14 protein-coding genes are annotated in these 12,651 nt (G+C 51.9%); 9 read left to right on the top strand and 5 right to left on the bottom strand.

Annotated elements, in window-relative coordinates; genetic code table 11:
• The first annotated feature begins 43 nt into the window (after positions 1-43).
• Both serC and KOR42_RS16350 read left to right on the top strand, forming a co-directional pair.
• A complete protein-coding gene (gene serC / locus KOR42_RS16355; protein ID WP_146510918.1) occupies positions 44-1,123 on the top strand; it encodes a 3-phosphoserine/phosphohydroxythreonine transaminase in 1,080 nt (359 codons plus the stop codon).
• Between the two features lie 1,409 nt (positions 1,124-2,532).
• On the top strand, positions 2,533-3,192 hold the full coding sequence (locus tag KOR42_RS16350) for a PEP-CTERM sorting domain-containing protein (RefSeq protein ID WP_197441271.1): 660 nt from the start codon (positions 2,533-2,535) through the stop codon (positions 3,190-3,192).
• Here the strand turns inward: KOR42_RS16350 and KOR42_RS26765 are convergent.
• Positions 3,189-3,326 carry a hypothetical protein gene (locus KOR42_RS26765; RefSeq protein WP_197441270.1) on the bottom strand — a complete coding sequence of 46 codons (138 nt, stop codon included), beginning with the start codon at positions 3,324-3,326 and terminating at the stop codon, positions 3,189-3,191. The genes KOR42_RS16350 and KOR42_RS26765 overlap by 4 nt on opposite strands.
• Before the next feature lie 302 nt (positions 3,327-3,628).
• On the bottom strand, positions 3,629-4,471 hold the full coding sequence (gene mutM, locus KOR42_RS16345; RefSeq protein ID WP_146510916.1) for a DNA-formamidopyrimidine glycosylase: 843 nt from the start codon (positions 4,469-4,471) through the stop codon (positions 3,629-3,631).
• Positions 4,472-4,890: 419 nt separating this feature from the next.
• Between mutM and KOR42_RS16340 the strand changes: the two genes are divergently transcribed.
• From KOR42_RS16340 to KOR42_RS16320, 5 genes are all read left to right on the top strand, one after another.
• Positions 4,891-6,516: a DUF1598 domain-containing protein gene (locus tag KOR42_RS16340; protein WP_146510915.1), complete on the top strand. Its 1,626-nt coding sequence runs from the start codon at positions 4,891-4,893 to the stop codon at positions 6,514-6,516.
• A 24-nt stretch (positions 6,517-6,540) separates the two neighbouring features.
• Entirely contained in the window at positions 6,541-7,374 is an 834-nt protein-coding gene (locus KOR42_RS16335) for a hypothetical protein (RefSeq protein ID WP_146510914.1), read from the top strand.
• A gap of 245 nt (positions 7,375-7,619) precedes the next feature.
• Complete coding sequence (nrdR, locus tag KOR42_RS16330) at positions 7,620-8,087, top strand: transcriptional regulator NrdR (protein WP_146510913.1); 468 nt, start codon at positions 7,620-7,622, stop codon at positions 8,085-8,087.
• Complete coding sequence (locus tag KOR42_RS16325; protein ID WP_146510912.1) at positions 8,080-8,511, top strand: RNA-binding protein; 432 nt, start codon at positions 8,080-8,082, stop codon at positions 8,509-8,511. The genes nrdR and KOR42_RS16325 overlap by 8 nt, the downstream gene beginning before the upstream one ends.
• 116 nt (positions 8,512-8,627) lie before the next feature.
• Positions 8,628-9,392, top strand: coding sequence for a (Fe-S)-binding protein (locus KOR42_RS16320; RefSeq protein WP_146510911.1), 765 nt, complete (start codon positions 8,628-8,630; stop codon positions 9,390-9,392).
• Between the two features lie 81 nt (positions 9,393-9,473).
• Here KOR42_RS16320 and KOR42_RS16315 read toward each other — a convergent pair whose 3' ends face one another.
• Positions 9,474-9,845, bottom strand: coding sequence for a hypothetical protein (locus KOR42_RS16315; RefSeq protein ID WP_146510910.1), 372 nt, complete (start codon positions 9,843-9,845; stop codon positions 9,474-9,476).
• A 251-nt stretch (positions 9,846-10,096) separates the two neighbouring features.
• Here KOR42_RS16315 and KOR42_RS16310 point away from each other — a divergent pair, with 251 nt between their 5' ends.
• Both KOR42_RS16310 and ygfZ read left to right on the top strand, forming a co-directional pair.
• Positions 10,097-10,588, top strand: a complete 492-nt coding sequence (locus KOR42_RS16310; RefSeq protein ID WP_146510909.1) for a glutaredoxin family protein — start codon at positions 10,097-10,099, stop codon at positions 10,586-10,588.
• An 82-nt stretch (positions 10,589-10,670) separates the two neighbouring features.
• The gene (ygfZ, locus tag KOR42_RS16305; RefSeq protein WP_146510908.1) at positions 10,671-11,624 is read left to right on the top strand and encodes a CAF17-like 4Fe-4S cluster assembly/insertion protein YgfZ; all 954 of its coding nucleotides are present in this window, start codon (positions 10,671-10,673) and stop codon (positions 11,622-11,624) included.
• 11 nt (positions 11,625-11,635) lie between these two features.
• Here the strand turns inward: ygfZ and KOR42_RS16300 are convergent, their stop codons facing one another.
• Together KOR42_RS16300 and KOR42_RS16295 are read right to left on the bottom strand one after the other, a co-directional pair.
• Positions 11,636-12,286, bottom strand: coding sequence for a YeeE/YedE thiosulfate transporter family protein (locus tag KOR42_RS16300; RefSeq protein ID WP_146510907.1), 651 nt, complete (start codon positions 12,284-12,286; stop codon positions 11,636-11,638).
• A 145-nt stretch (positions 12,287-12,431) separates the two neighbouring features.
• Positions 12,432-12,651: transposase (locus KOR42_RS16295; protein ID WP_146510906.1), on the bottom strand; the 220-nt coding region annotated here is incomplete at its 5' end.

The following is a 12,651-nucleotide window of genomic DNA, read 5'->3' as shown; positions in this document are numbered from 1 at the left end:
TCTCGTCCGCGTACAGTTTTCAAAAACATCGAACGAGTCCGAAATGTCAGAGCGAATTTTCAATTTCTCCGCCGGTCCTGCGATTCTTCCTGTTGAGGTGCTTGAAGAGGCTCGTGAAAGCCTTCTGAACTTCCAGGGCACGGGAATCGGAATCATGGAGCATTCGCATCGCGGGAAGGCGTTTAGCGGTGTTCTCGCTCAGACCATCGCCGATTGCAGAAAAGTTGCTCAAATTCCTGATGATTATCAAGTTTTGTTCATGCAGGGAGGAGCATCGTCGCAGTTCTTCACCATCCCCATGAATCTGCTGTCTTCAGACGACACTGCGGATTATCTGGTGACCGGATCATGGTCCAAGAAAGCCGTCGCTCAAGTTAAACGCTTCGGAACCGCTCACAAGGCGGCTTCGAGTGAAGATCGCAATTTCTGCTACATCCCGACGGAGACGAACTACTCGGAGGCTCCCAAGTATGTTCACATGACCTCCAACAACACCATCTTCGGGACGCAGTTCGCGACGGAACCTTCTGTTCCGCATGGAGTTCCACTGATTTGCGACGCCAGCAGCGACATTTTCTCCCGGCCCCTCGACATTCGCAAATACGGAATGGTGTACGCCGGGGCTCAGAAGAACCTTGGGCCATCCGGGGTCACTCTCGTCATCGTCCGCAATGATCTCGTCGAGCAGGCAAATACCGAGATCCCGGAAATGCTTCAGTACCGGACATTTGCCGAAAACGACTCGTGCTACAACACCCCGCCGACCTTTGGCATTTTCATCATGGGGCTCGTGTTTCAGTGGATTCTGAAGAATGGCGGTCTCGAAGAGATGGGGCGCAGCAACGAGAAGAAGGCTTCCATCCTTTACGATTATCTGAAAACAAGCGAGCTTTTCAGTGCGACAGCCGATTCTGACAGCCAGTCGATGATGAATGTCACCTTTGTGACAGGTAACGAATTGACGGATAAGAAGTTCATCGAAGCAGCGACTGCTGCCGGTTTTGACGGGCTGAAGGGACACCGCAGCGTCGGCGGGATGCGAGCGAGTATCTACAATGCGTTCCCTGAGGAAGGAGTCGTCGAGCTCGTTCGATTCATGAAAGACTTCGAATCGAAAGCCTAATAACGTTTGCGTGGCTTCCAGGCACTCAAGTCTTCTTGTGAGTGCTGCGTTTGATTCTGCAAAATCGCGGAAGCCACTTTGGGCGAAACGGTCATCTGTGCGGTTAATTACGTTGAGGCGGTGCGGGAGAGATCCCGTTCACCGCCTCAACTTGTTCTGAGGATCTCTTGAGTGTTTTTTTGCGGAATTGCGAGGAAACCCCGAGAACTCCGGGCCTTGGGGGCATTTTGACTTGGCATGCGATTCAAGCATCCGGGCGGAGATTAGAGAGGCGGATTCCGATCAGGAAGTTGAGGAATCGCACGCGGCAGAGGCGGATTTCTCTTTCTATTCGTCCCATGTGTGGAGCATGATGGGTTCTTGAGGGATTGCAATTCCTTCTCAGAATCAGTCGCGCTGATCGACTTGATTACAAAAGACATCGAGTGTGTCGCGCGCGGTCAACAGCGGTTGCGCGTGCCTCTTTCTTCTGAAACTGAGCACAAGTGGAATTCTACACGGCGTTTAAGTCATTCTGCGCTGATTCGGCCCATCTGCGATCGTCGTGTGGCATGACTTGTGCGTCTCCATCTCGCAATGAAACGCTTTTGCATCAAACCCAGCCATCGAAGAGTTTTCATTCTTTGTGGCTCTGATGCGAAACCGCTTCAAGATCGAAGAACGGACGACACAACATGTCTCAGAACTCTCCCACATCATTCTGAGCGATTGAAACGGTGTTGTCGGTTCTCTCGAAAGGTCTTCTTCTAAGGATGGAGAAGAAGTCACCCCTTTGAGAACGCAGGTTCGGCAAACGGATTCCGATCACCGCGTCACTAAGGAAAAGGCAAGCAGAATTTGAGCAATCTGGATGAGGTTTTCTGCAATCTTCCGAACAGGCACCTTTTGAATGGTGCGACTGCACTTTTCGATTCGGACTCCAGCGATTCAGCAGACATCGTTGGTGAAGACTGAATCTGAGTCCTCGTCAGGACCGAATCCCTAAGTGGGTCTTTCAGTCAACACGTACGTACTGAGCCTTTGCGCTCCCGTTACGCGCGGTTGATGAGGTGGAACTTTAACCAAAAGTTTGAAGTTGAGTTCCGGTTGTATCGGAAACTCCGATTGTATCGATCATTTAGCAGAATGCGCCCGAGATGTTACCACTGTTTATCAGGGTGATAACAAATCTTAGCGCTTGTTCATCAAGTGAAATGTTTGGTTCAGATTTGTTGGTTTTCCCGTTTTTTATGCTGTTAAAGGCTAGTCGTTGTAATCCGGATAATCTGCAAAATCTGACTGAAAAGTAGTTGAGTGTTGTGGAGAGCGTCCTTTAAAAGAGTCGCGTGGCACAAGTGAGTCAAGCGGCTAAGTCAATACAGGTTTAGCTGCTAAGTCGAAACACAAAAGATTTAAGAATGGAGAAAGTTATGTTGCGTCGTTTTGGTTTTGCTGCCCTGTTTGCAGCGTTTGTCGGAGCTGGTTTCTGCAATCAAAGTGAAGCTGGTTTCATCATCTTCACTGATCGGGCAGCATTTGATGCTGCGATTGCCGGTGGAATCACAACTGATAGCTTCGAAGATGGGTTCGTGACTGGTGACAGCGTGAACCGCGTTGGTTTCTCGATGAGTGAAACTGGCGGATTGACGAACTCGATCATGGCATCCGATGCAGCAATGCTCGGATTCCTGGGTCTCGGTGGTGCAAACACTGAAGGAAATCTTGCTGGAACATTTGCCGATGACGGAAACAGTGTTCTGTCATTCAATTTCGACAGCCCAATCAATGCTTTCGGCGTTGATCTCACCAGCAACGTTGGCGGAACAATCGCCATCGGTGGCGAAGTGGCATCTTCAGTTGCTGTCGGTGCTGGAAATTCCCAGTTCTTCGGTGTGATCAACACAACTGGAACGTTTGACGAACTGACCGTTGCGTTCAACGGAGAAGCGAACATCGGATTCGATGATCTCGACTTCGGAAACGCAGATCTGAACAGCGTTCCAGAACCTGGAACAATGGCTCTCTTCGCATTCGGAGCCTTGATGATGGCTGGTGGATACGTCTACCGACAGAAGGGATTCAGCCTTTAATCGCTGAGTCGGTCCGGTCGATCGTGAAGAAATCGTTGATTGTGAGTGATCTTCACTGATCGTTGGCCTTCAACTGTTTGAAGCCTGGTCGAGAAGAGACGTTTCGCAGCTTTCTCGACCGTATGGCGATGCATAGAGTTTCTCCCCTCGAAACAACATTGCCACTACAAAGGTTTGCTTTGGTCGAAGCACTAAGTTGCTGAGGTCAGGCAACGATCTGTTCAGACGTAACATGAAACTCCTCGATCAGAATCTCTGGTCGAGGAGTTTTTTGATTGATGTCAGTGAATTGGGGACAGCGCTCCAGTGAAGCAACGAACCAATAATCAACGGGATTGAGAACATCGCTCCCGAATTCGATTCTTGAAGATGTCCCTCGCGATTCACTTCAACGAGGCGTGCGTTCGGTTGGAAGGCGATGTTTGTTCGACCAGTTTCAACGGCGTTGGCACCGACGACAGTAAAACGTTGCTCGTTGTGCCTGAACGATTCGAGTAATCGTCGTGCGCTGGCAGGAATGGCACATTTCCCCTTCTCGGGCGTACACTTGGTGTTTGTTCTGATATCCCCCATCTTTGTTCAGGGCATTTCGATAGGTTCCGTCGTTGAGGGTTGATCCTTCATAAGCGATTGCTTCGTTGAGAATCCGATTCATCGCGGTGTGAATTCTCAATATTCGCTGGTTGGAAAGTGTCGAGCTGATCTTTTCGGGATTCACAGCGGCCTCGTGAAGGATTTCGCTCGCGTAAAGATTCCCAACCCCGGCAACCAGGCGTTGGTCGAGAAGTGCGACTTTGATGGGGCGTTGGGTCGCTTTCAGCTTTTGAGTGAATTCCGGGACGGAAATTTCGAGGGCATCCGTCCCCAGCAAGTTCGGGCCGAGATCGTGTTCAAATTGGTCGGGTGTGTACAGGCGTAGCGTTCCCAAGCCGCGGCGATCCCAAATGAAGAGGGATTTTCGCTGTCGCTTGTTCGACAACTGGAACTGAAACCGAAGGTGCTCCACAGAGGGCGGATCTTCCAGCAGCACGAGGCCGGTCATTCTTGGTTCGAAGACAATATGACATTCGCTATCAAGATCGATGACGACCCGTTTGGCTTTTCTCCACACGTTGACAATTGTCGATTGCTCAATGTTTTCCGAGAACTCTTCAATCGGTGGCGAGAGTGTCATTGGTCGACAAGAATTGGGGCACGCATTGAATTGCAGAATGCGGCTTTCGACAACTGTTTGCCGGATTCCTCGGACCATTGTTTCGACTTCGGGAAGTTCTGGCATAAAAGCGAAAAAGAGTGTTGTTGGCTGAAGAAGAGATGGGAATCGACCGTGACAAACGCCGATGAAATGCGTTCTCGTCGGAGATCCGGAAGAACTGTCAGAACCGGCACGGCCAAGAGAACTTAAGAATTTTCTCTCAGTGTTGTAGCGACTGTTCTTATTCTTTTGCCATCGACGAGTGAGGTTTCGGAGATCAGGAACATTTCAACGAAAGTTCTTGACGCTCAACCCGCGTCAGACGATCCTAGATCTGAGACTCCAGCGTCGTCACTCGAAATTTGGATTCGGTAGCAAATCAATTGACTGGACGATTACGACTGGGCTGGATTCGAGAGCACATCTTCCGTAGTTAATGAAAGTGCCATCAGGCATTGATCTAATTGATTATCGTGACAAACATCCCCGTTGGAGTGACGTAGATGATGATTTTGGAAACGTGGAATCGACGCAACCGCACAATGCGGGTGAAATGCGTCCTTGTCGCGGCGATGGCGTTCACGTGCATGACACTGACGCAGGTCTCTGCCGCAGAACCCAATGACGTAGCAGGGCTTCTTGCTGCCGGTGAACTCGATGCGTCGAGCCAGATGGTTTCCGATCGAGCCACCAATCTCGAGAGTGCACTCGATAGTGCCTTGCAAGGGGGAACGGGAGCCGACCCGGATGCGTTGATCAATCTGATTCTCAATCAGACCGAAGGCCCCTGGCAGTCTGTTCAAGGTGAAGGTGCAGCGGATCCTGAGTTCTTCGAAAGTGGAGTGCGAGTCGATCCGAATGGCGTTCTGACTCTCTCGTCACACAAAGACCTGTCCGGGAACTTGGCTGCAATGGGAGTGACTTCCCGAGTGGCTGCTCTCAACGAAGACATGGCACAGAGCGCACCACTTCGACTGGTTTCGCTCACCCGTCTGGAAAAAGCCGTTGCTCAACGACTTGCAGAAGGAAAGCCGATCGTTGAGTCGATGAAGCGTCTGGCTGGACTTTCAAAGATTGAATACGTCTTCGTGTATCCTGAGAGTGGCGAAATTGTTCTCGGCGGACCGGCTGAAGGCTGGCAATACGACGAATTCGGAATGGCTGTCGGAACAGATTCCGGCCGCCCGATTCTTCATCTCGACGATTTCGTGACTGTCCTCCGGACCTTCAGCGAAGACGGAACACGAATCTTTGGCTGCTCGATTGATCCACGACAGGAAAACTTGAAAGCTGTTCAAGAGTTTGCGACCGCAAGCCAGCAGCAAGGCTCACTCTCTCCTTCGAGAGTGAATCGTTGGGCACAGCAGATTCGAGATTTGCTCGGACTTCAAGACATCACCGTCTACGGAGTTCCTGTCGACAGTCGCGTCGCACGGGTTCTGGTTGAAGCAGACTACCGAATGAAACTCATCGGAATCGGTGAACTCGAAGGGGGAGCTGAGATCCCTGACTACTTCGAACTCCTTCGTGAGAACCCACAATTCGTCAGCGGTGGGCTCGATGCTCTTCGCTGGTGGATGAGCATGCAGTACGAATCAGTTCTCCATTCTGAAGATCACGACGTTTACCAGGTTTCAGGTTCAGCTGTGAAATGTCAGTCTGAGAATCAGTTTCTGGCCGATTCTGGAAAACGAGTCAGCACTGGCCAATCTGAGCCAGTGAACCGACAGTTCGCTGAGAATTTCACCGAGCACTATTCTCAGCTTGCACAGCAGGATCGGATTTTCGCTGATCTTCAGGGAATCTTCGACCTCGCCCTCATCGCCGCTTTGATCGATCGGGACGAACTCGATCACAAAGCTGGCTGGGATCGTGGAGTGTTTGCTTCCGGAGGAGAGTATCAGCCAGAAGTTTATGCGGTTCCTCGGCAAACCGAATCGGTCGTCAACCACAAAGTCTTCAACGGTCGTGATATCGTCCTGCAGGTCGCAGGGGGAGTTCGAGCCGATGTCGTGGCAGCCCTTGATTCAACTCAGGTTGCTCAGGACACAACTTCTCTTGACACGACAGCTGAAAACGCGAAGGCTGTTGATCTTCCTGAGAATCGATGGTGGTGGGACGCCAAGTAACAGCACTCGCCCACGGAGGGATCCATGCTGAGTCCATCTGCGAGGAGGGGAACCTCCTCGCTTTTTCTATTTCTGGTTTTCGTTCTTTTCCCTGAAGAACATCTCGGGGCCGGGCCGCCTCCGTTGCTTGTTCCTGACGGGCCGCAGCTTCCGGAATTGCCTCAGTCGCAGGCGGAAGGAACCGTCCACGAGACCACGCTTTCTGGGTTGATCCGTGACATTGTCATCGAGGCCGCCGATGAAGAGGTCGTTGACAAAAAGCACTGGAACAAGGAAACCGATCGCTTCGACGGGCTGAAAGTTCGGGGACTCAAGATCTCAAAACGGAAGAAGTCCGTTCCGCACGGGTTTTGTCGCCGGTACAAGGCTCATCTCGTGAAACCGGATGAGACGTTCTCTCTCGAAATCGAGCAACAGGAGTCATCTCCCTCCGACGATGGCATCCGCTTCTTAATCTCGACACGATTGAAAGTTCGAAGCGAGGCAACGTTCGCGCACTACGTTTACGGCGTAAAAGGGGTGAACGGGACCGCAATCGCGGATGCGGTTGTTCGTGCCCAAGTTGTGCTCACGATCTCTCCACAAGCTTCGTTCGACTGGAATTCCCCGCTTCCGAAATTGCATCTCAATGCCGAGGTGAAACGTGTCGACCTTGATCTCGAAAAGTTTCGACTGCAGAAGTTGGGACCTCTCGGAGGAGACTTCGCGAAAATACTCGGGCAGGGGACTCGTGAAATCGTCGCTGTGTTGATTGATTCTCAAGAGCGACAGATGCATCGGAAGCTTCAGAAGAAACTCGATGAGGTCCAGGGGATTCCGTCTCGAAAAGAGGATGGACCGACGAATCGAGAATCGTGAAAACTCGGATTCTTATTCTTTCGTCTTTCGGCTAATCTCTTGGTGAGGCGAACGCGAACGAGTGATCGCCAGCGACACACTTTTCATACAGGTAGACAAACTCAGGCGAGTGCTCTGGGCCCAGACAACTCCCTGGGGATCGATAAGCTATCATTTATTGATTCCGTCGCCGGTGAATTGAAATGTCTCCGGAGAGACGAATCGGTTTCGCGTCCATTTGAGACGAACATCAGTCGAGAATTTCCATGCGTTGCCCATTTTGCCGTGAAGGAGAAAGCAAGGTCGTTGACTCCCGCGGGAGTCAGGATTTCGTGATTCGCCGCCGGCGGGAATGCCTTGCTTGCGGACGTCGGTTTACGACTTATGAGAAGATGGAAGAGTCACCACTCAAGGTGATCAAAAAAGATGGGTCGCGCGTTCCCTTCGATCGTGAGAAAATACGCTCCGGGCTTGAAAAGGCGTGCTACAAACGCCCCGTCAGCCCCGATCAGGTCGAGCAGATTCTGGATCGCGTCGAGCACTCAGTCTACGAAACGTTCGAACGAGAAGTTCCCTCGCGGTATATCGGTGAGCAAGTCTGCGAAGCGCTTCGGCTTGTCGATCAGGTGGCGTTTGTACGGTTTGCCTCCGTCTATCGGTCGTTTCAGGATGTGAATGATTTCGTCGAAGAGTTGCAGACTCTCAGGGAACGGAGTTCACGCCGCGATGATTGAATCGACGGCAATCGTCGGTGATGCGCGCTCGATGGAGTCGGTCGTTGCTGAAGCATTGGCTGTCTCCCGGAGTGCCGTGTACTTCTCGACGCTGCGAGATCTTCTGGACAGCGACTCGTCGAATCCGAATTTCATCCTGGTGTTGCAGCAATGGCCGGATGAATATCAGTCGAATGAGATCAACGAATTGTTTCGGAGGTTTCCCCTCAGTCGGATTCTCTGCTGCTATGGCGTCTGGTGCTCTTCGATGCGGCGAACTCGATCGATCTGGCCGGGTGTGGTTTCTGTTTCAGAGTCGGAATTTCTTCCGCGTCTCAGGCTTGAGACGCGTGTGATTCAAGAAGAAATTCCTCCTCTCCCGCTGACGGCTGGGCTCGACGAACTGTTCGGGTATCTGAGTGCTTACACAGAACCGGAAAGTTGATCCGGCGACCCACTCGCCCGCATTGATACATCTGACTATTATTCGCGTACGCGAAGGGACGAGGCAGTGCGATCGTGTGACGCGATGGCTTTCAATTCAGCGAGATCAATGATTCCATGAGAGTTGGACTTTTCATTCCATGCTACATCGACCAGTTCTTCCCACAGGTTGGGCTGGCGACAGTTGAGTTGTTGGAGCAGTTTGGTTGCGAAGTCGAGTATCCAGAGAGCCAGACCTGCTGTGGTCAACCGATGGCGAATACTGGATTACTCGAACAGGCGAAGCCACTCGCCAAGTCGTACGTCTCGATGTTTGCCGACTTCGAGTATGTCGTCTGCCCATCTGGAAGCTGTACAGCGATGGTCACCCATCACTATGGCGACCTTTTCCCGCCGGAAGATGCTGGATTGAAGAAGGTTCAAGAGAACACATTTGAGTTGACCGAGTTTCTTACCGACGTCCTGAAAGTTGAGAACATCAGTGCGAAGTTTCCCTATCGTGTGGGGCTTCACAACAGTTGTCACGGTCTCCGCGAACTTCGACTCGGCTCTGCTTCGGAACTGATGCAGAATCGTTTCAGTAAAGCCCGGCAACTCCTTGAGCAGGTTGAGGGCATCGAGCTTGTGGAACTCTCGCGAATCGATGAGTGTTGCGGTTTTGGAGGGACGTTTGCCGTCAGCGAAGAAGCTGTCTCCTGCATGATGGGCAACGACCGAATTCACGATCACGAAGAAGCCGGAGCACAGATCATCACGGCCGGGGACATGTCTTGCTTAATGCATTTGGACGGGCTCCTGCGGCGACAGAAGAAGCCGATTCAAGTGATGCACATCGCTGAGATTTTAACCGGAGCCACACCGTCTCATCTGGTGACTGGCTGATCTCTGAGTGAATCGCAAGAACAGTCGCAGCAATGATCGAAGACACGATTCAGAAGTGTCTCGAACAACGATCGGAATCGTTTAGGCAGCTCTCTTTTGAGAATTGCGTCGTCGAAGAATTTCGATGAACGGATCGGCTTCGGCGGACGCTTCTGAAGTTCTCGGATCTGCAGAATCCGGAAGAGAAGATTTCTCAATGGAATGAATTTCCGCGAACTGTTCATCCGTGAAGAATTGTTGCTGATTGAGTGCGGACTGGACGAGCAGCATCCCGATGAGGCTTCCGCCGAAGACAAAAATTGTCTCCACGGAAAACAGGACGACTCCCTGAATCGTGATGTGATCGAAATAAGAGAGGCAGCCCAGAAGCAGCCCCAGCGTCGCGACGCCGGTCAACACTTGGCCTCGCCAGTCTCGGTGCCAGGAGGTGCTTTGACTCACTTTGCCTTGCATGACATCACTCTTCCATGATATTGCGGACGCCGTTGCGACGTGGAATAAACAAATTGGCAATTTGCGACAACCCCAATCGCTGCCAAAGCGACGGCTCCTTCCTCCCGGTTTCGGGCTGGACAGGTTGGCCCGACTCCGTATTCTTTTGCTGTCAATTCCCTCATCTCGTTCTTGATCGCAACGCTCATGGAATCATGGGCAAACCAGTCTGCTGGCTGAGAGAGCGATTCTGATCAACCTGCGTCGTTCCCATGTCCCCTCATCGAACTCCCGTTGCTGTTTCAAGTTGCCTGGTTCTTTGCAGTGCCTTCGGTCTGTTGCTTGTCATTCAGGCACAGGCGGGTCTATTTACGGGAGCACTGAGCTATCCGCTTCGAGAGCACCCCCAACTTTGGATGTTCTGTTTCGTTGGAGGGCTGGCACTCGGGATTTGGCTGCTTTGGAATCGTTCGCATTCCCTCACGAACTGGAGTCCGGAATACGGCGGTCGCCGATTCGGGAGTGTCGTTCTTTACACGCGAGATGGCTGTCCATTATGCGACGAAGCAGCCGAGATCCTCGCTCGATATCGCCAGTGGCTACCGCCGACAACAGAGGTGGATATCGATCTCGATGCAGATCTCAAGATGCGGCTGGGTGAAGAGATTCCGGTGATTCAATTCGACGGACAGACGCGATTCAAAGGACACGTCAGCGAGGTTCTGTTGCGACGCCTCATTGATGGGACGCCACCTGTTGCGTAATCTTGAAGCGAGATCAAACTCGATTGACCGCAACGATGACGATGTTCGACCTTGTGCGGGCAATGACCGGAAAGTGTGACACGTGAATAAAATTCAACCTCTGAAGTGCTTCAACCTTTCAGGCTGGACGCAGGTTCTGCTCTCAGGACCGGATTGCAAATCGTTTCTTCAGAGTTTCTGTACGAACGAAATTTCCAAGCTTTGCTCAGGGGACGTCTGCGAAGCATTTGTTCCTGATATCAAGGGACGCATTCTTGCGCATGTGATCGTTCTCGCAAGTGACGATTCCCTCCGCCTGATCTCTGGTCCGGGTGCTGGTGAGGTGCTGGTTCCGCATCTGACGAAATACCTGTTGGGGCTGAATGCCGAGGTCAATGACGCCACTGCCACGAGTCGACTTCTCGTCGTCGTTGGAGAGAACGGACTTCAGGCGATTGATGAGGAAAGCGATCTCGACACCAATCGTTGGACAACTCTCACCAGCAGCGACGATCAAGAAAATTCGGCACAAGTTGCGTCCCTCGATGTGCTCGCAGAACCATCGATCTGGATCGCGGGAGGAGTGGAACAAGTCGAGGAAATTGAGTCCAGGTTACAGGCGCGAGGAGTGTCAGAGGGGGCAGACGAAGAATTTGAGCGTCTTCGAATCACTGCCGGTTTTCCGCTGGTCGGTCGCGATCTGAGTGATGCAAACATCGCCCAGGAAGCAGCTCGAACAGACCGAGCAATCAGCTTCACTAAAGGCTGTTATCTCGGACAGGAACCGATTACCCGACTCGATGCCATGGGCCACACGAACAAAGAGCTTCGCGGCCTTCTCATTGAGAATGAAGATACTCCGGTCGACAGTGCAGTTCTGGCAGAAGAAAAAGAAGTCGGACGAATTTCCTCGGTCGCTTCATTGGGTGACGGCCGTTCGGTCGCACTCGCTCTCATTCGCACAAAGTTCGCAGCCCCCGGAACACAACTCGCCGTCACCACCAAAGACGGAACATTCCCGGCAAAAGTCTATTGGCCAAACTTAGAACAATCGTGAAGTCAGCGGTTCTACTTCCCGGCGAGTTCGAGCATCGCAAGAATGGCGATGAGGAACGGAGCTGCGATTGCGATGAAAGCTCCTTCGGAGACTTTCAACAGATTGGGAATGGTGAGTTTTCCACGTTCTCCCCAGCGGCTGATCGTTCCGTCTGTGAATTTGGATGTCAGGGCGAAGATATAAGATCCAAGGACAAGACCAGCGATTCCAACCAGTGCATCGAGATTTCCTTGGCCGACAGCAGCTGCGTCAGTTCCGGGGCAGTAGGGTAAAAGTCCGAAGCCAACACCAAAGATGAGCCCTCCAGTAATATTGGCTCCGTATTTTGTTTCATTAATCTGACGTTCGATGACTCCCGTTCGTCTGAGGAAGTAGCTTCCGACCATTCCCACGATAATGGCTGAAAGCATCACTTTTACGACGACAAAATTCTCCAGCAGAAGGGCTCCGATGAGGATGTCGAATTTGGCAACTCCTCCTTTCTGGAGCAGGAATCCAAAGATGATTCCGAACCCAAGTCCGGCGGCAAGTTTTCCGTTCGAGGCACCTTTCCATCCCGATATCTGCGGTTTGGTTTGGTCAGGGGCTTGCTCTGTCTTATCGTCGATGTTCACATCATTCAGATCTGTGTGAGCCCTTTGTTCTTCTGTTGTCGTCGCCATCATTATCTCCCGGAAACGTTGAAACTCTTGAATATGTTGAAGAGCGTCTTCGCCAGCTCAATGTTTTAAGTCGCTCTCGTAATTAAATGACATCGATATGCCGTGTGCTGATATTCGACAACTAAGAGCCTATCCGGAATCCTCTTCATGCTGTAAGTCGGTATTTGAACGGAGCTTGGTTGGGTGAAGGAGCTAAGCGGCGGAGCATGCGACCAATGGAAGCCACATAGATCATGGGTTCGCTCGATTTGGTGTGATGTTCATAGTCACGACTCAAGCGTCGCCAGCGACCTAGCCAACTGAACGTTCTCTCAGCAACCCAGCGTTTCGGCAGTAAAACGAAACCTCGGACGCCGGCCGGTCGG

The organism is Thalassoglobus neptunius (genome assembly GCF_007859735.1).
In the GTDB taxonomy this organism is placed as follows: domain Bacteria; phylum Planctomycetota; class Planctomycetia; order Planctomycetales; family Planctomycetaceae; genus Thalassoglobus; species Thalassoglobus neptunius.
This window is presented reverse-complemented; position numbering and strand designations above follow the sequence as displayed.